Source organism: Solibacillus ferritrahens (genome assembly GCF_037027585.1).
GTDB lineage: Bacteria > Bacillota > Bacilli > Bacillales_A > Planococcaceae > Solibacillus > Solibacillus ferritrahens.
On the sequence record NZ_JAXCLE010000005.1, the window covers coordinates 182,777 to 200,977 of the forward strand.

Here is an 18,201-nt window from a genome sequence, read left to right on the forward strand (position 1 = left end):
ATAATGAATATCATTGTTAAATCAACTGATAATGAATTTCAATTATATTATAATTATTTCTTATTTAGAATAATTATAATATAAGCATCTTATTTTGTAAATAACATACAATAAATAAGAATAATAAATACCAACTTGACTTATAAGGATTATAGAGTAATATAATTAAGTACATTTTATTAAATAGGAGGAGTTTAAGTTGAATTTATTAGTTTTACTTAATATTGCCTTGTTGATCATTGTTATTACATTTTTATATTTCCTTAAAACAAAGCATGTTAAATTTTCTAATCGCGTATTTATCGCACTAGGATTAGGAATTTTACTCGGAATAGGGCTACAATTCGCATACGGGGTGGAATCCGATGCAATTACAGAAACTATGCCGTGGTATAACATCGTAGGGAATGGTTATGTACGATTATTACAAATGATTGCAATGCCTTTAGTTTTTATTTCAATATTAGCAGCATTTACTAAAGTAACATTTGGGAAGAATTTAGGGAAAACAGCAGCGGTTATTCTATCTGTACTAATAGGTACTACAGCAATAGCAGCTGGTTTAGGTATTGCATCTACAGTTGCATTTGATTTAGATGCCACACAAATTATGCAAGGGGAAGCAGAAATTGCACGTGGGGAGTCGTTAGTAGAACGTTCGGCTGAGGTTACTACTTTACCTGAACAAATATTAACAATGTTCCCGGCAAATCCATTTGCAGATTTAACAGGATCCCGCGCAACATCAACAATTGGAGTTGTTATTTTTGCAGCATTTTTAGGCTTTAGTTATTTAACGCTTCGTCGTAAAGAAGAAGAAACAGCAGCGAACGTGAAAAAAGGTGTCGAAGCTATATATGGTTTAATAATGGGAGTAGTACGCATTATCTTACGTTTAACTCCATACGGTGTAGCTGCAATTATGGCACGAACAGTTGCAACGAGTGATTTAGGTGCGATTATGGATTTAGGTAAATTCATTTTAGCTTCATATGTCGCATTAATTGCTATGTTCTTATTGCATTTAGTTATTGTCGCATTAACAGGATTAAGTCCGTTAACATATGTGAAAAAATCAGCAGAAGTATTACTGTTTGCCTTCACTTCACGTTCAAGTGCAGGTGCATTACCATTAAATATACAAACACAAACGAAACGACTGGGTGTTCCGGATGGAGTTGCGAACTTTGCAGGTTCATTTGGTTTATCGATTGGGCAAAATGGCTGTGCAGGTGTATATCCAGCGATGTTAGCGGTTATGATTGCCCCAACAGTAGGTATAAATCCATTATCCCCAGGCTTTATTGCAACATTAATATTAATTGTAGCAATTAGCTCATTCGGTGTAGCCGGTGTTGGCGGTGGCGCAACATTTGCAGCCATCATTGTACTATCGGCAATGGATTTACCGATAGCTTTGGCAGGTATTTTAATATCAGTAGAGCCATTAATCGATATGGGGCGTACAGCGCTTAATGTTAGTGGCTCCATGGTTTCGGGAGTTGTATCCAGCCGGGTAACAAATGAGTTAGATACAGATGTTTATAACGAGCCGGCAGATAAAGCACAATTAGTTCAGTAAAATAAAAAGAAAAAGTCGTACAGAATCATTTAGATTCTGTACGACTTTTATATGAATCAAATAAGTGATTGCGCTGAAAATATGAGGCGGAAAAAAGTAACCATAACATTATAAGAAGAAATACATATATAAAACCGTATGTGACATGAGGAAAAATAATGTAGGCATATGTTGTATAAAGAACAGCGACCAGTAAACTGTGCTTGTATTGATAAGTTGTACTAAAATGTATTTGAGCTACTATAAATAATAAATTAACAAATATTTTAATAAAAAACATTCAAGCACTCCTTATACCATTTATTAGAAAATAATATAACACAAATTACGCTGCCAATAAACAGAATATTTTAAAAGTTAGGAAACGCAAAAAGCAACTCACCCCCAAATGGAAGTGAGTTGCTAAAATTATATAAGATTAAAATACACGTTCTGCATGAAGCGCTAACTTATCTAATGAAGATTTTTCTACATCTGCATGCAATGAGTTCCCGTGAGAGTCCATTGTTACTACAGCTGTGAATCCTTCTACAGATAAGTGCCACATTGCTTCTGGAATACCGAATTCCATTAAGTCTACACCATCAACTGACTTAATGCAGTCTGCATAGTACTGTGCAGCACCGCCGATAGCATTTAAGTAAACACCACCATGCTCGTTAAGTGCTTTTAGTGTTTTTGGTCCCATACCGCCTTTACCCATAACAGCACGGATACCGAATTTTTTCATGATATCGCCTTGGTATGGCTCCTCACGAATTGAAGTTGTTGGACCAGCAGCTTTTACGACCCAGTTGCCTGCTTCGTCTTTCGCCATTACTGGACCACAGTGGTAAATGATTTGACCGTCTAAGTCTACTGGTGCTTCGACACCTTCACCAATTAAGTGATGGTGAATTGCGTCACGACCTGTGTACATACGACCAGAGATCTTCACTACGTCCCCAACTTTAAGTGAACGAATTTTTTCTTCTGTAATTGGTGCAACAAGTTCAACTACTTTATTGTCCGAGTTGTCTTGTTTTACTTCGTCACGGAAAGTAATTTTTTCGCCATCTTGGTAGTGCCAGTTTGTAATTTCGCCAGTAGCTGGATCGATATCGATTGCCATACGACGGTAAGCCCAACAGTTGTAAGCTACAGATACGAAGAATGATGCTGGTAAACGGTCCATTACACCGATTTTACAACCCAGTAATGTAGCTTCACCGCCGAAGCCCATTGTACCAACGCCAAATGTATTTGATTTTTCTACGATGTACTTTTCTAATTTTGCTAAGTCTTCAATTGGATTCACATCATCTACATGACGGAATAACTGCTCTTTCGCTAAATCATATCCAGAAGAGCGGTCGCCACCGATACCGACACCGATGAAACCAGCTGAACAGCCTTGCCCTTGTGCTTGCCATACAGAGTGTAAAATACATTTACGGATACCGTCTAAGTCACGACCAGCGCGCCCTAAACCTTCTAATTCTGCTGGTAATGAATATTGGATGTTTTTGTTTTCACAGCCGCCACCTTTTAAGATCAGCTTCACTGTAATATAGTCATTTTCCCATTGTTCAAATTTAACAACTGGGAGACCTGCTCCAATGTTTGTACCAGAGTTTTTTCCAGTTAATGAATCAACTGAGTTTGGACGTAATTTTGCATCACCAGTAGCAGCGGCGATTGCAGTTTGGATCGCTTTTTTAATTTCGATTTGGTTTACACCAACGGGAGTATATACTTTAAATGTTGGTAGACCAGTATCTTGACAAATTGGAGACACATTGTCTTCAGCCATTACAATATTTGTAGTAATCGTGTCTAATGACATTGCTGCACGAGTACCGGCATTTTCTGCTTCTTTGGCAGCTTTAATAGCGCGGCGAACGTCTTTTGGTAAGTTAGTAGATGTTTCAGTTACTAAAGAATAAAGACTTTTTTCTAAAGTTTCTAAGTATGCCATCTTATTTTTCCCCCCAGAAAAATATGTTTATTTTTGTCGTTAAATGAATCGTCGACATAGGTCAGAACATAATATTTCACGATATAGTGAATATCATACTCTTATTAATAATCCATCTTACATTATAACTCTTTTAAAATAGAAAAAAAAGAGCGCTTACATGAATGAATGTCAAAACACATGAAATTTTGGCGGATAATAGCGGATGTAGTCAAAAGAATGAAAAAAAGGGAGTATCGAAACTATTGCGAAGAAAGGCTGTGTTAAAAGTCAATTTCACTTTTAACACAGCCTTATAGGATTTTATTGTTCTTCGCGTGTTTGGAATTGTTCCATTTTATCTTCTAAATCATCCATCATTTGAATTAAGCGATCGATGTCTTCTAGTTCAGTCGTTTCAGGGTCAATAGCATCCAACACTTCAAGGAAGATTTCTAAACGTTCCTTTAAATACGTTACTTGCTGCTCTTTATTCGTAATTGGCTTCATAGTTCGTGATGCTCCTTTTGTGTTTGCATACGAACATTATACTACGTTCTACCGTAAAAGTTAATTGACAACTTACGCTCTATATTATTTATATATCTTAACTATTAAATTAGCTTTAAAAAATAGGAAATTATATAGTACTTGTTAATTATTTTAATGTTCTATGTATTTTGAATATTTACAATATTAAAGTGTTATGATAAAGTAAACTCATACCTAAAAGAAGAGGAGATGATCGGAAAAGAATTGTATAGACAAACTCAAAAAAAGGAGGACGTTTAAACATTTTCGGCATTTAGTCGAGACGACTGTTTACGCAAGAATAAAATGGAATTAAGTGATATTTAAAACCCTAGTTAACTTTTAGAGATAAAGTTGGCTAGGGTTTTATGTTTTTTTCTAAAATTGATTTTCGCTATGTTGATTTTTCCTCATTTTTCAAGCTATGATACGATAGGATGTATGAATTAAGGGAGAACAATAAAATGAGTTATAATCAGCGAAGATTTATTATTTTAGTAATTATCGTATCAATTTCAGGCTTTTCGCAAGGTATGCTGTTGCCGCTTATTTCGGTCATATTTGAAGGGGATGGCGTGTCGTCTACACTTAACGGCTTGAATGCAACAGGATTATACATAGGAACATTATTGATTTCCCCATTTATTGAGCAGCCGTTACGCAAATATGGTTACAAACCGATTATTGTATTTGGAGGGGCACTCGTTTTTATATCGTTATTGTTATTTCCATTTTGGAAAAGTGTTATCTTTTGGTTTGTTCTGCGATTATTAATCGGTATCGGTGACCATGCATTACATTTTGCAACCCAAACATGGATTACAACATCGACCGCTACCCATAAACTTGGCAAAGCAATGTCTATTTATGGACTATCTTTTGGGATAGGGTTTGCAGTTGGTCCTTTATTTGTACCGCTTATTAGAATATCCGAAAGTGTGCCGTTTATTGTGTCATCGGCATTATGCCTTGTTGCATGGTCTTTAGTTTTTCTGATTAAAAACGAGAAGCCGGAAACGTTAGTAGGCGATGCAAATCAAAATAGTTTTTCGCGTTATAAGAAGGCAGTAAAATATGGATGGATAGCATTTTTGCCACCATTTGTGTATGGGTTTTTGGAGTCATCACTTAATGCTTTATTCCCGGTTTATGCGTTACGAAAAGACTTTGATTTAGCTTATGTTTCTATTATTTTAGCGAGTTTTTCAATTGGAGCCATTTTGATGCAATTTCCACTAGGTGCATTGGGCGATAAAATTGGACGCCGTAAAGTCATCGTTTCAGGATTAATGGTAGGTAGCACCTTTTTCTTTATCGGCAACTTATTGGAGAATTCCGAAGTATTCGTTGCAGCTACCTTTTTATTAGCCGGAATGAGTGTTGGTTCAATGTTCTCGTTAGGCATAACTTATATGACAGATTTGACTCCTAAAGAATTATTGCCAACTGGAAATTTACTGTGTGGTATCTTCTTTAGTCTGGGAAGTTTATCGGGGCCTTTATTAGGGGGATTATATTTGGAGATTTTCCCGGACAGTGGATTTTTATTTGTCATTGCTGTAATGCTGTTGATTGTAGCAATTGTAGTGTTTTTTGGTAAACCGAAAAAACTTTCTTTATAGAAAAAAGCAGACGTCCTTAATTGGAACGTCTGCTTTTTACTGAAAAGAATATAATCGTTGTTAAAATCATTGCTAAAATTATGTAGATAAATACATTTAAATAATTTACACCACCGAATGTAACAGCAGCCTGCAGTGAGCTCGCTGAAGTTGCGGAATTTTCATCATTACTAGGGAAGATAAAACCTCCAAGAGACGAAATACCCCAATAGGAAAGAATGAATGTAATTAGTACAAATATAATATTTTTCATTAAAATACCTCCTAGCAAATTCTATTTTACATGAAAAGTGTGAGAATTTGGGGGTAGATATGAAAAACACCTTCACCAAAATTATTTTGATGAAGGTGATAGCTTATTTCTTTAATGTTAATTTTACAACACACTCAACCTGTGCTGTTTGAGGGAACATATCAACTGGCTGAATGTACTCCACTTTATATGCTTTTGATAAATCTTTTAAATCACGTGCCAGCGTAGACGGATTACACGATGTATATACGAAACGCTTAGGTTTGATTTTTAGTACTGTTCTAATAAAGCCTGGCTCCAATCCTGTACGTGGAGGGTCTACACAAATTACATCTGGACGATAATCTTCTTTTGACCAACGGAATAGCCATTTATCGGCAGAGCCTGGGAAGAAACGTACATGTTGTAAATTATCGTTTGTACGGGCATTGTATTTTGCATCGGCAATTGCTTCATCGACATTGTCCATTCCGCGTACTTCACGAGCGCCTTCCGCAAGCCACATTCCAATTGTCCCAACACCACAGTAAGCATCAACTACATTTTCTTTTCCAGTAAGTGCAGCAGCTTTTTTTATTTCATTATATAAATGAACTGTTTGCTCTGGGTTTAGCTGGAAAAATGCGCGAGTTGATAAATCAAATGCGAATTCACCTAATTTTTCATGGATGGCATCTTTACCATCTAATACATATGTGTCACTACCGAAAATAAGAGATGTTTTCTCGCGGTTTACGTTTTGTGTAATTGATACAATTGACGGATCAATTTTTTTGATGCGTTCAATTAATTCCTCTTTATGCGGCAGCTCATGACGAGTTGTCACAAGACAGACTTGTGTTTCACCAGAGCGCATCCCTGTACGCACTACAATAGTACGTACTAAACCATTTAATGATTTTCCATCATAAATAGGAATGTTTAGCTTTTGTAAAATTTTTCGTGTAGCTACTGTAATTTTTGATGTTACAGGATGTTGCACTAGGCAATCATTAATATTCAGAAGTTGATTCGTTCCTTCTGAAAAGAGTCCAGCATAGACACGCTTACCTTCTTTACGCACTTGGAATTGAGATTTATTACGGTAATGCCAAGGGTTATCCATACCAATAGTTGGTCGGATTTCGGCTGATTCTACAATTTCCTTTGCATATTTTTCAAATGCCTGTACAACGATATCGCGCTTGTTTACTAGCTGAGCATCATACGTCATATGCTGTAATTGACAGCCGCCACATTCCGAATAGACAGGGCAGGGTGCTTCTTGACGGAATTCACTCGCTTTACGAATATTCAATATTTCAGCTTCTGAAAATTTAGGAGATACTTTTGTTAGCCTAACTGTTACTTCTTCTCCAGGAATTGCTCCTTTTACAAATACAACATTTCGTTTATAAAACCCTACACCTTCACCATTAATACCAAGGCGCTTTATTGTTAACGGGAACTTTTGCCCGACTTCCATTTTTAATTCACTCAAGTTTTACACGTCCTTTAAATAGAGTGACTCGCACCAAAAAATAGTGCGAGTCACTTCTTTCTTTTCATCATTCCAGTATAACGGATATTGTAATGGAAAGAAAGGTACGCAACTTTCCTAATATGGAGATATTTTTTCGTGTTCAAGTACTAAGTCATCAAGAGAGCCGAAAGTGTAACCTTGAGCTTTTGCATCTTTTATAAACTGCGGTATCGCTTCGGCATTATCTTGTGCAACAGTATGCATCAATATAATTGCACCAGGATGAAGCTGTCCCATTAGTGCATCATAAGCATATTGGGCACCGCGTCGCTCATCTTTTAACCAGTCTTTAAAAGCGATGGACCAAAACATATGGCGATAACCCGCTTCATTGCCGACTTTTAATACTTCTTCATTAAAAATACCTTCAGGTGGACGGGCGTAATACGTACGTTGTACACCAGTTAGTTCATTTAACTTATCGTCGAATTTTTTCCATTCGCTCTTCATTTCATCAGCAGACAGCCGGGCCATGTTCGGATGACCGTAAGAGTGGTTACCGATTATATGTCCATCTTTAACCATTGTTTTTACTAAATCGGTCGCACTTGTCAAATAGTGACCAGTCAAAAAGAATGTAGCGGGCGCATTTTCTTCCCTTAACGTATTTAAAATGGTTTCGGTATAACCATTTTCGTAGCCATTATCGAATGTTAAATAAACAATTTTCTTCTCTGGGCTACCTTTATAAATTGCACCGTACTTGTGCATTAATGTTTCTAAAGGCTCTCCAATTTCCACTGGCTCTCCATTTTTGCTCGGTTTAAAGCCCCAGTGGAATTCCTCGGCCTCGGCTACTGAAATAAATGATAATGAGACTAATGCAACGAGTAAAACGAAGCTAATGCCTAAAATATGTCGTTTCATTAAAAAAGCAACCTCCTTTTTACAAGTTAGGTTGCGTGAAACGGCACAATTTATTCATTTATATAAATTACGAATGGCATCTTCTACAGAAGCGAACTGAAATTCAAAATTTGCTGTTAATAACTTTTCAGGAATTACGTGCTGGCCTTCGAGAACGAGAATACTTTTTTCACCGAGAGCAAGCTTTAAAGCTGTACTTGGAACAGGGAGCCAATGCGGACGATTTAGCGCTTTGCCAATCGATTTTCCGAATTCCCTCATTCTTTTAACATTAGGCGTTGTAAAATTAATCGGTCCGGATAAACTTTCGTCTGAGATTAGCAAAAGCATAGCTCGCACCACATCATCTATATGAATCCAGCTTAGCCATTGGTTACCTGATCCGATTGTTCCACCGAAACCTAATTTATAAGGAAGTACCATCATTGGCAATGCGCCTTCACCGTTTTGTAAAATTACACCAAAGCGAGTTAAGCAAGTGCGAATACCGAGTTGCTCGGCTGGAAGTGCCTTTTCTTCCCAATGTGTAACGACTTGTCCTAAAAAATCGTTCGCTCTTTCATCAGACTGCTCTGTGTAGACAGCAGTTTCCGAAACAGGATAAATACCGACTGCACTCGCATTGATTAAAACTTGTGGTTTATACTGTAAGTTTCGCAATAAACGGATTACTTCATCTGTTGCTTCCATACGGCTATTATAAATTTTTTCTTTTTGCTCTTCTGTCCATCGACCATCGTTTAAAGATACCCCGGCTAAATTGATAAAAACATCAATATTTTTAACATAAAGCTCAGGGGTTGCGTCGTCATTTAACCATTGTACATATTGAATGCCATTTTTCATCTGTTGCATGCCACGTGTCAATATTATTATTTCATGTCCGTTTTCAATTAGCTGTTCACTCAATTTACGACCAACCATTCCTGTACCGCCTGCAATAGCAACTCTCACTAATAACACCTTCCTTTAATTAGTCTAGTTAGTTCAGTATACCGTTTCATGAAAGAGAAAGTAAAAACATGTATACTAGAATGAACAAGGTTATTGTGAGGTGTGCACAGTGCAAGTAATAACAAAAATCGGACGGCAAAAAAACAATCAGCAACGTTATAATATATATTTAAACGAAAAATATTCATTTGCAGTCGACGAAGGTACACTTATAAAGTTTGGTCTGCAAAAAGGCAAAGTACTTGAGCAGATTGAAATAGATGAAATACAATATGAAGATGAGATTGCAAAGGCTTTTAATAAAGCACTGAATTTTTTAAGCTTTCAAATGCGAAGTGAACATGAAGTGAAAACAAAGCTGTTACAATTAGGCTATGGGGAAGCTGTCATTCAGGAAGCTATTCATAAGCTAACGGGATTAGGATTTTTAAATGATGAAAGCTACTCGAAGGCTTTACTTGAAACGAGAAAACGGACTGCTAAAAAAGGTCCCGCAGCTATACGCCAAGATTTCATAAAAAAAGGCATCGACAAAGAATTGCAGCAGCAAGTATTGGGAACATTTAGTCATGATGAACAGTTGAAGATTGCAATGGAACTAGCTGAAAAAGCAATTCGTTCAAATGAAAATAAAACGCCGACTCAAGTGAAGCAAAAAATCCAGGATGTACTCCTTCGTAAAGGTTATTCCTATTCCATTGTGACTGAAATAGTTGAGCAAGTTAAAATTGAACGACATGATGATGACTGGGGACTTTTAATAGAAAGTCAGGGCGACAAACTATGGCGCAAATATGGAACCAAGCTAACGGGATTTGAACTGCATCAAAAAGTTAAGCAGGCCCTGTATCAAAAGGGCTTTCCAATAGATAAAATAAAAGAATATATTGAACAAAAGGAGCAACACCAAAATGAATGAATTAACTTATAGTAGTATGTCAGAACAGGAATTACGCCAAGAGGTTGCCAATTTACGTGAAAGAGCACGAAAAGCAGAGCAATTAGGGATAATTAATGAATACGCGGTTTATGAACGTAAAGCATTAATGGCTGAAGCATATTTAGTCGATCTTTCAACAATTATTCCTGGTGAGCTGTATCGTTTAAATGGTTCACCAGGTGAATTTTTCCAAGTGGATTATTTAAAAGGACGTTTCGCATGGGGGCACAGATTAGGTTCGGAGCGTTTTGAAGAGGCATTACCCGTATCAATGTTACGTCCAGTAAAGGAAGGGAAGTAAGATGGAAGAGTTATATCAAAAACTTACTGAGCAACTTTTGGAAAAAAACCCAAATTTACCGACAGGACGTGCACGCACATGGGTTGAGCTACTATGTAGCGATTTTGAATCAACTTCGGCAAAGGCCGGTGCAAGTTATCGTGGAATGGAATATACGGGGAAATTGGTCAGTCAGTTAATTGAAAGTTATGGTGATAAGCTTCACCTCTTCGCAGCAAAAAATCCGAAATATGCACATTTATTGAATGATAGTGAAGATACAGTAAACTAAAAAACCACCAGTTTATGCTGGTGGTTTTCCCTGTTTAGCAACTGCCGTAGTGCATCTATAATCTATTCATTTCCAGCGCCTATTTGTAAACGCTTTTGTAACTTTTCTTCAGTAAATATCCAGCCGGTATAAGAATTTACGATGTTGAGCTCTTCATCCAAATGTGCAACAGCAACGAAAGGATATCGGTCATTACTGCGATAGCGCAAATCGATTAATCGAAGCTCTGTTATTCCATTTTCTAGTTCGGAAATTTCCCATCTATAAAGTGGAGAAAAAGATAAAAACGCATCAAGATTCGGATCTTTTATCGCTTTTGCAACGAACTCCGTTTTTGGAATAGGCTCAATTTTGAACTTGTCATAGATGTTGACAGTTCTTCGATAAGCACGCCCTACGTAAAAATGTGTTTTCGATTTTGCAGCTATTTTCCAATGGAAGAAACGCATAGTCGGTGCGACAATGACAAATTCCTCATCTTGTAATTCATGATGAACCGCAGATTTAATTGCCTTTTGAATGGCAAAGCGCAAAATATAGTAAACGAAAATAATTAGGTACATGATAGTAAATGTTAAAACAGGATCTGTACCGAATAACCATAGTAAAATACCTATACAATGAAAACCAAAAATAAATGGATCGAATGTATTAATAACACCGAGTGCTACCCATTTTTTTGAAAATGGCCGTAAAGCTTGAGTACCGTACGCATTAAAAATGTCGACAAAAACATGTAAAAATACTGCAATCTGTGTCCATAACCATACATTAAACAAATGGGCATCAGGTAGAATAATGGCGAGTGCACCTGTTATTAATAAAGGCCATAACAAAACAGCAGGAATCGAGTGTGTAATTCCCCGATGATGCCGTATATAGATTGCGTTATTGCGAAATTTTAAAACCGTATCAATATCCGGTGCCTGCTGACCAATAATCGTTCCGGCCATAACAGCGGTAAATGTTAATGAATGGCTTGCGACGGTGGGATCAACAAGTGCTAGGCCACCTATAGCAATACCCATAACGAAATGTGTGCCAGAATCCAAAGTTATCATCCCCTCGATCATAAAACCGTTCGAGAACGGAAATATATAGCTTCTTTCAATGCGTAAACATATATGATTAAAAGAAAGTAAGCTTCGCATAAGCGTTTGCTACAATTTATTTAATAATATACCCTTTTTTAAGGAAATAAAATCGAATTTTTGGAGGACATTTTGAACTATCCATATATAAAACAATTTCGCCAAGCATTAGTTACATGGTATTTAGAGGAACAAAGAGATTTACCTTGGCGTCAGACGAAAGAACCCTATCAAATTTGGGTTTCTGAAGTGATGCTTCAACAAACAAGGGTGGACACTGTTATCCCGTATTACAACCGATTTATAGAAAAATATCCAACAGCGGAAAGTTTAGCATATACACCGGAAGAAGAGCTTCTTAAAATGTGGGAAGGTCTTGGCTATTATTCACGTGTGCGCAATTTACAGGCAGGCGTTAGAGAAGTTGTAGAAGTATACGGCGGTAAAGTACCAGACAATCGAGTAGACATTTCAAAGTTAAAAGGTGTTGGACCTTATACAGCAGGCGCCATTTTAAGTATCGCTTATGGTAAGCCGGAGCATGCTGTTGATGGGAATGTTATGCGAGTATTGAGTCGCGTGTTAAATGTTGATGCAGATATTGCATTGCCAAAAACAAAGAAGATTTTTGAAGAGGCCGTAACAAAGTTAATTGATGTACAAAATCCATCCGCATTTAACCAAGGATTAATGGAATTAGGGGCGTTAATCTGTACGCCGACTTCACCAAAATGCCTATTATGTCCTGTACGCGATTATTGCACTGCCTTTCATGAAGGTAACCCCGCGAGCTTACCGGTAAAATCCAAAAAGCTAAAGACGAAAGACATTCACTATGACGTCTACGTAATTCGCGATAAAGATGGACGTTATCTGATGGAAAAAAGGTTGGAAGCAGGGCTGCTTGCAAATATGTGGCAATTTATAATGGTTGAACGTGATGAAGTTGAAAATAGTTTAACCAAAGTTGAAAAACAATATAACGTGATCCTTAATAGGGAATTAGTCGAGCCAATAATTAGTTTTAAACATGTGTTTTCTCATTTGAAATGGCATATTAGCAGTTATTTAATCGATGCAATTGAAACTAGTGAATCGAAACAGTTAAATATAGCCTTTTTAACGAAAGAACAAATCGAAAGTATACCAATGCCTGTGCCGATGTTAAAAATTTGGGGAAAGTTAAAATGAAAAAAATTGTGCATAATTCATTCTCCTTCCGACCACAATAATGGTCATGGAGGTGACAAATAATGAAGCGAAATGAACAAAACCGTAATAACCAGCAAAACCGTAATAACCAACAAAACCAACAAAACCAATTCCAAAACAACCAAAACAATCGTGAGGAATTTGGTGAAGATCTAAACTTTAATAATTTTAACCAAAACCAAAATCAAAACCAGAACCAAAAGCAAAACAACCAAAACAACCAAAACCAACAAAACAATAACGAAGAATTTGGTCAAGAGTTGAATTTTAATGAAGTTCAACGCCAAAACCAAAAGCAAAACCGTGAGCAAGAACAACGCAACCAACAATTTAATAAGCGTAATAACAACAACTTCTAATTTGAAGTAGAAGAGGGTGTTCTGAAAGTACAAACTTTCAGAGCATCCTCTTTGTTTTTATGGTTAACCCCTAGTATTTCCTACTACTTTTCACACAAAATTGAAAATAATTGCATTCTAACTACAAGTTTTGCTAAAGCATTGTTATAATACAATAAAGACAGCTAAGACGAAAAGGTGGGCTTTATAATGGCATTACCGGTTGAAGGAGAAACAATCCAAATACATAGTTATAAGCACAATGGTAATATCCACCGTGTCTGGCAAGAAACGATGGTATTAAAGGCAACAAAAAATATCATTATCGGTGCGAATGAAAAAACACTTGTTACCGAATCGGATGGTCGTACTTGGTTAACACGTGAGCCGTCGATTTGTTACTTCCACGCTGAACATTGGTTTAATATTATTTGCATGCTGCGTGAAGATGGAGTGTATTATTATTGCAACATTAGTTCACCATTTGTGTTTGATAATAACTGCTTAAAGTATATTGACTATGATTTGGATGTAAAAGTGTTTCCGGATATGAGTCATGCATTATTAGATGAAGATGAATATGAACAACACAAATTGGAAATGAATTATCCTGAAGTCATTGATAAAATTTTAAAGCGCAATGTCAAAACATTAGTGAGCTGGATTGAACAGCGTCGTGGTCCATTTGCTCCTGACTTTATCGAGTCTTGGACAAACCGCTATATGCTATTAAGTGAAATTCAGGCAAATAAAGAGTAAATGAAGCACAAGTGACTTTTTTGGTTGCTTGTGTTTTCCTTTTGGGTAAAGTTAACCTATAAATACTTAATGAAAAATTATGATATGATAGTTGCTGTTGCAAAATTTCTGAGGGGAAGTGTTTTTTGCATTGGATAGTATTAAACGTTATATGCGGTTCGTAAAGCCGTATAAAGTGCTCTTATTTTTAACGATCGTCATCGGTATACTTAAATTTGCAATACCATTGTTTTTACCATGGCTGCTGCAAATAATTATAGATGATATATTACTAAAAGATGGTCTGTCTACAGAAGAGAAAACAAAGCAATTATTTACATGGATCGGTATTGCACTTGTAGTATTTTTTATAATTCGACCACCAATTGAATATTACCGTCAATACTTTGCGCAAAATTTAAGTAATAATATATTATTTGATATACGTAAAGAATTGTATGGGCACTTACAAAAATTAAGTTTAAAGTATTACGCAAATACCCGCGCTGGAGAAGTGATTTCGCGGGTAATTAATGATGTTGAACAAACTAAAAACTTTGTCATGACAGGATTAATGAATTTATGGCTGGATTTAGCAACAATTTTAATCGTCATTGCCATCATGTTTACGATGGATGTAAAACTGACAATTGTTTCGTTAATAGCGCTTCCGTTTTATGCTTTTAGTGTTAAATTTTTCTTTGGGAAATTGAGAAGGTTGACTAAGGATAGGTCACAGGCATTAGCAGGTGTTCAAAGTTATTTGCATGAGCGCGTCGCAGGGATGAGCATTATAAAAAGTTTTACATTAGAAAAGCATGAGCAAAAAATATTTGATGAAACAAATGGTGAGTTTTTAGATAAAGCATTAGCCCACTCACGTTGGAATGCGAAGTCTTTTGCTGTCGTCAATACGATTACAGATATGGCGCCGTTAATTGTTATCGGATATGCGGGTTATCAATATTTACAAGGTGCACTTTCCATTGGTATACTCGTTGCATTTTATGCATATATTGAGCGCCTTTATGGCCCGCTCCGTCGTTTAGTAAGCTCATCAACAACATTGACACAATCTATTGCCTCAATGGATCGAATGTTTGAGTTAATGGACGAGAAGTATGATGTCCAGAATAAACCGAATGCAATGGTGCTGCCACCAGCAAAGGGCAAACTTAAATTTGAAAATGTTACATTCCAATATGAAAAAGAAGGAAAAACAATTTTAAATAATGTCGATTTCACGATTGAGCCGGGACAAACAGTTGCCTTTGTCGGAATGAGTGGCGGGGGTAAATCAACGATAGTCAGTTTAATCCCACGATTCTATGATGTAACAGAGGGTGCAGTAAAGATTGATGATCAAAATGTTAAAGATGTAAGTATAGAATCTTTACGTTCACAAATCGGGATAGTATTGCAAGATAATATTTTGTTTAGTGACTCGGTGAAACAAAATATTTTAATGGGGAATCCAAATGCAACAGATGAAGAAATAGTTGCAGCTGCTAAAGCGGCAAATGCTCATGATTTCATTATGAATTTACCTGAGGGCTATGACACTAAAGTCGGGGAGCGGGGAGTCAAACTTTCTGGAGGTCAAAAACAACGCGTAGCAATTGCACGAGTATTTTTGAAAAACCCGCCAATTTTAGTATTGGATGAAGCAACTTCGGCGCTTGATTTGGAAAGTGAAGCACTTATACAGGATTCACTCGACCGATTAGCGCATGATCGTACGACAATTATTATTGCGCATCGACTGTCTACCATTACCCATGCACATAACATATTTGTTATTGAACATGGGGAAGTAGTAGAAGCAGGTACCCACCAACTACTAATGGAGCAAGAGGGAGCATATTATAACTTATTCCAAGTACAAAAATTAGATTAATTATAAGTAGCTATGCTGAAAAAATAATTCAGCATAGCTTTTTTAATAGTTAAATATTCATAATATTCCATAAATTATATTACGATAATGTTGTAAATTGCCAATTGATATAATATCATATTTTAAAATACTTATAATCTTCAGAAAATAGAGGTGGTTGGGTGAGTCGAAAAGCTGTGTTGGAAGTGAGAGAGTTAGAAACTACATTTTTTTCAGACAGTGGTAAGGTTGCTGCTGTTGATCGAATAAGCTTTTCAATTCATGAGGGAGAAATTCTTGCCATCGTAGGAGAGTCTGGCTGTGGGAAAAGTGTAACATCTCTTTCTATAATGGGCCTTGTACCGAGTCCTCCAGGGAAAATAACTAATGGCAGTATTTTATTGAATGGAAAGGATATCTCGAAATTCTCTGATAAGCAAATGAGGAAAATCCGTGGCAATGAAATCGCAATGATTTTCCAGGAGCCGATGACTTCGCTTAATCCATTATTTACAATTGGAAATCAGTTAATTGAAGCAGTACGCATCCATCATCCGAAATGGTCGAAAAAGGAATCTACTGCGCGTGCAATAGAAATTATGAAACTAGTAGGATTACCAAGAGCTGAACAATTGATTAATGATTACCCGCATCAGTTATCCGGCGGGATGAGGCAGCGCGTTATGATTGCAATGGCTCTTGTATGTAATCCCAAAGTGCTCATTGCGGACGAACCCACAACTGCACTGGATGTAACGATACAAGCCCAAATTTTAAAATTAATGCGTGATTTAAATGAACGACTGAATACTGCGGTTTTATTAATTACACATGATTTAGGAGTCGTTGCTGAAACGTGTGAGCGCGTCATTGTAATGTATGCTGGGCAGATTGTGGAGGAAGCACCGGTTAATGAAATATTTAAAAACCCCCAGCATCCATACACGAAAGGTCTCATTCAATCTGTACCCGATATGCGCTATAAAAAGGACACGCTTTATTCTATTCCCGGTAATGTACCAAAGCCCGGATCTATTTTAGAAGGGTGCCGTTTTGCAGCACGTTGTGAATATGCATTTGAAAGGTGCTTAACTAGTAATCCCCCATTATACGATGCATCAGGGGCACATAGAGCACGATGTTTCTTATTGGATATGGAAGAAGGGGGGATTTCACATGTCGAAAGTGCTGCTGAAAGTTGATCATTTAAAGAAGTATTTTCCGATTCGTCAAGGGATGTTTGCCCGACATGTTGGAGATGTAAAGGCAGTCGACGATGTGTCATTCGAGCTTTATGAAGGGGAAACACTTGGTATTGTGGGGGAATCAGGATGTGGTAAATCTACTACTGGCCGCGCAATTATGCGATTACATGAACCGACCGAAGGAAAAGTGTTATTTGACGGCATTGAGCTTACGGATTTAAACAACGAGCAAATGCGAAAAGTTCGAAGAGATATACAAATGGTATTTCAAGACCCGTACGCATCGTTAAATCCGAGGCATACGGTAGAAAAAATTTTGGAAGAACCTTTAATTGTCCATGGCATCGGCAATGCAAAGGAAAGAAAAAACAAGGTTCGAGAATACTTGGAAATAGTAGGACTGAGCTCATACCATGCGAAGCGTTATCCTCATCAGTTTAGTGGAGGGCAACGGCAGCGTATTGGAATCGCAAGAGCGCTTATGACTAATCCGAAGCTAATTATTGCTGATGAGCCAGTATCGGCATTAGATGTATCTATTCAAGCGCAAGTATTGAATTTAATGCAAAGACTACAGGATGATTTAAAGCTCACTTATATATTTATTGCACATGATTTAGGTGTTGTTCGACATATTAGCGACAGAGTAGGTGTGATGTATTTAGGAAGGCTCGTCGAAATTGCGGAAAGCGAACTTTTATATCATGAGCCATTGCATCCGTATACACAAGCGCTATTATCGGCTGTACCAGTACCGGATCCAGTGTTTGAAAGAGAGCAACTATTGCTAAAGGGTGATATTCCGAGCCCATCTAATCCACCAACAGGGTGCACTTTTCATACGCGATGTCCACATGCTATGGAAAAATGTAAGCAAGTTATTCCTATGCTCCAGCAAGTCAAATCGGGTCATTCTGTTGCGTGTCATTTATATGAAGCGCCGCAATGATAATAGATTAAAA

At 37.0% G+C, this 18,201-nt stretch carries 18 protein-coding genes; 11 read left to right on the forward strand and 7 right to left on the reverse strand.

The window, feature by feature from the left end; all coding sequences use genetic code 11:
* Positions 1-199 precede the first annotated feature (199 nt).
* Complete coding sequence (locus SNE38_RS07175) at positions 200-1,582, forward strand: L-cystine transporter (protein WP_336046191.1); 1,383 nt, start codon at positions 200-202, stop codon at positions 1,580-1,582.
* A 418-nt stretch (positions 1,583-2,000) separates the two neighbouring features.
* Here the strand turns inward: SNE38_RS07175 and SNE38_RS07180 are convergent, their stop codons facing one another.
* The gene (locus SNE38_RS07180) at positions 2,001-3,539 is read right to left on the reverse strand and encodes a fumarate hydratase (RefSeq protein ID WP_336046192.1); all 1,539 of its coding nucleotides are present in this window, start codon (positions 3,537-3,539) and stop codon (positions 2,001-2,003) included.
* Between the two features lie 303 nt (positions 3,540-3,842).
* Positions 3,843-4,028, reverse strand: a complete 186-nt coding sequence (locus SNE38_RS07185; RefSeq protein ID WP_191704711.1) for an SE1561 family protein — start codon at positions 4,026-4,028, stop codon at positions 3,843-3,845.
* A gap of 485 nt (positions 4,029-4,513) precedes the next feature.
* Between SNE38_RS07185 and SNE38_RS07190 the strand changes: the two genes are divergently transcribed.
* On the forward strand, positions 4,514-5,671 hold the full coding sequence (locus tag SNE38_RS07190) for an MFS transporter (RefSeq protein WP_336046193.1): 1,158 nt from the start codon (positions 4,514-4,516) through the stop codon (positions 5,669-5,671).
* A 16-nt stretch (positions 5,672-5,687) separates the two neighbouring features.
* Here the strand turns inward: SNE38_RS07190 and SNE38_RS07195 are convergent, their stop codons facing one another.
* The 4 genes from SNE38_RS07195 to SNE38_RS07210 all read right to left on the reverse strand — a co-directional run bounded on the left by SNE38_RS07195 (position 5,688) and on the right by SNE38_RS07210 (position 9,267).
* Positions 5,688-5,924: a carboxypeptidase gene (locus SNE38_RS07195; RefSeq protein ID WP_336046194.1), complete on the reverse strand. Its 237-nt coding sequence runs from the start codon at positions 5,922-5,924 to the stop codon at positions 5,688-5,690.
* A 103-nt stretch (positions 5,925-6,027) separates the two neighbouring features.
* Positions 6,028-7,389 (reverse strand): 23S rRNA (uracil(1939)-C(5))-methyltransferase RlmD, encoded by a 1,362-nt coding sequence (rlmD, locus tag SNE38_RS07200; RefSeq protein WP_336046200.1) that lies wholly within the window; start codon positions 7,387-7,389, stop codon positions 6,028-6,030.
* 132 nt (positions 7,390-7,521) lie between these two features.
* Entirely contained in the window at positions 7,522-8,313 is a 792-nt protein-coding gene (locus tag SNE38_RS07205; RefSeq protein ID WP_336046195.1) for a polysaccharide deacetylase family protein, read from the reverse strand.
* A 54-nt stretch (positions 8,314-8,367) separates the two neighbouring features.
* On the reverse strand, positions 8,368-9,267 hold the full coding sequence (locus tag SNE38_RS07210) for a TIGR01777 family oxidoreductase (RefSeq protein ID WP_191704707.1): 900 nt from the start codon (positions 9,265-9,267) through the stop codon (positions 8,368-8,370).
* A gap of 109 nt (positions 9,268-9,376) precedes the next feature.
* Between SNE38_RS07210 and recX the strand changes: the two genes are divergently transcribed.
* From recX to SNE38_RS07225, 3 genes are read left to right on the forward strand one after another with little or no spacing between them, the layout of a single operon-like run.
* Positions 9,377-10,186, forward strand: coding sequence for a recombination regulator RecX (recX, locus tag SNE38_RS07215; RefSeq protein WP_191704706.1), 810 nt, complete (start codon positions 9,377-9,379; stop codon positions 10,184-10,186).
* Positions 10,179-10,508: a YfhH family protein gene (locus tag SNE38_RS07220; RefSeq protein ID WP_191704705.1), complete on the forward strand. Its 330-nt coding sequence runs from the start codon at positions 10,179-10,181 to the stop codon at positions 10,506-10,508. The genes recX and SNE38_RS07220 overlap by 8 nt, the downstream gene beginning before the upstream one ends.
* A 1-nt stretch (position 10,509) precedes the next feature.
* Positions 10,510-10,779, forward strand: a complete 270-nt coding sequence (locus SNE38_RS07225; RefSeq protein ID WP_191704704.1) for a YfhJ family protein — start codon at positions 10,510-10,512, stop codon at positions 10,777-10,779.
* Between the two features lie 62 nt (positions 10,780-10,841).
* Here the strand turns inward: SNE38_RS07225 and SNE38_RS07230 are convergent, their stop codons facing one another.
* A complete protein-coding gene (locus tag SNE38_RS07230; RefSeq protein WP_191704703.1) occupies positions 10,842-11,831 on the reverse strand; it encodes a metal-dependent hydrolase in 990 nt (329 codons plus the stop codon).
* Between the two features lie 171 nt (positions 11,832-12,002).
* Here SNE38_RS07230 and mutY point away from each other — a divergent pair, with 171 nt between their 5' ends.
* From mutY to SNE38_RS07260, 6 genes are all read left to right on the forward strand, one after another.
* Positions 12,003-13,061 carry an A/G-specific adenine glycosylase gene (mutY, locus tag SNE38_RS07235; RefSeq protein ID WP_191704702.1) on the forward strand — a complete coding sequence of 353 codons (1,059 nt, stop codon included), beginning with the start codon at positions 12,003-12,005 and terminating at the stop codon, positions 13,059-13,061.
* A 62-nt stretch (positions 13,062-13,123) separates the two neighbouring features.
* Positions 13,124-13,441 (forward strand): hypothetical protein, encoded by a 318-nt coding sequence (locus tag SNE38_RS07240; RefSeq protein WP_191704701.1) that lies wholly within the window; start codon positions 13,124-13,126, stop codon positions 13,439-13,441.
* Positions 13,442-13,630: 189 nt separating this feature from the next.
* Positions 13,631-14,179 carry a nucleoside tri-diphosphate phosphatase gene (gene ntdP / locus SNE38_RS07245; protein ID WP_191704700.1) on the forward strand — a complete coding sequence of 183 codons (549 nt, stop codon included), beginning with the start codon at positions 13,631-13,633 and terminating at the stop codon, positions 14,177-14,179.
* A 151-nt stretch (positions 14,180-14,330) separates the two neighbouring features.
* On the forward strand, positions 14,331-16,055 hold the full coding sequence (locus SNE38_RS07250; protein WP_191704786.1) for an ABC transporter ATP-binding protein: 1,725 nt from the start codon (positions 14,331-14,333) through the stop codon (positions 16,053-16,055).
* 161 nt (positions 16,056-16,216) lie between these two features.
* Positions 16,217-17,236 carry an ABC transporter ATP-binding protein gene (locus SNE38_RS07255; protein WP_191704699.1) on the forward strand — a complete coding sequence of 340 codons (1,020 nt, stop codon included), beginning with the start codon at positions 16,217-16,219 and terminating at the stop codon, positions 17,234-17,236.
* Entirely contained in the window at positions 17,211-18,188 is a 978-nt protein-coding gene (locus SNE38_RS07260; RefSeq protein ID WP_191704698.1) for an ABC transporter ATP-binding protein, read from the forward strand. Before SNE38_RS07255 ends, SNE38_RS07260 begins: the two co-directional genes overlap by 26 nt.
* The last annotated feature ends 13 nt before the right edge of the window (positions 18,189-18,201 follow it).

Coding starts and splice junctions, on each gene's coding strand:
- SNE38_RS07180 (WP_336046192.1), bottom strand. CDS start 3,539: ATGGCATACTTAGAAACTTTAGAAAAAAGTCTTTATTCTTTAGTAACT.
- SNE38_RS07185 (WP_191704711.1), bottom strand. CDS start 4,028: ATGAAGCCAATTACGAATAAAGAGCAGCAAGTAACGTATTTAAAGGAA.
- SNE38_RS07190 (WP_336046193.1), top strand. CDS start 4,514: ATGAGTTATAATCAGCGAAGATTTATTATTTTAGTAATTATCGTATCA.
- SNE38_RS07195 (WP_336046194.1), bottom strand. CDS start 5,924: ATGAAAAATATTATATTTGTACTAATTACATTCATTCTTTCCTATTGG.
- rlmD (WP_336046200.1), bottom strand. CDS start 7,389: ATGGAAGTCGGGCAAAAGTTCCCGTTAACAATAAAGCGCCTTGGTATT.
- SNE38_RS07205 (WP_336046195.1), bottom strand. CDS start 8,313: ATGAAACGACATATTTTAGGCATTAGCTTCGTTTTACTCGTTGCATTA.
- SNE38_RS07220 (WP_191704705.1), top strand. CDS start 10,179: ATGAATGAATTAACTTATAGTAGTATGTCAGAACAGGAATTACGCCAA.
- SNE38_RS07225 (WP_191704704.1), top strand. CDS start 10,510: ATGGAAGAGTTATATCAAAAACTTACTGAGCAACTTTTGGAAAAAAAC.
- SNE38_RS07240 (WP_191704701.1), top strand. CDS start 13,124: ATGAAGCGAAATGAACAAAACCGTAATAACCAGCAAAACCGTAATAAC.
- ntdP (WP_191704700.1), top strand. CDS start 13,631: ATGGCATTACCGGTTGAAGGAGAAACAATCCAAATACATAGTTATAAG.
- SNE38_RS07250 (WP_191704786.1), top strand. CDS start 14,331: ATGCGGTTCGTAAAGCCGTATAAAGTGCTCTTATTTTTAACGATCGTC.
- SNE38_RS07260 (WP_191704698.1), top strand. CDS start 17,211: ATGTCGAAAGTGCTGCTGAAAGTTGATCATTTAAAGAAGTATTTTCCG.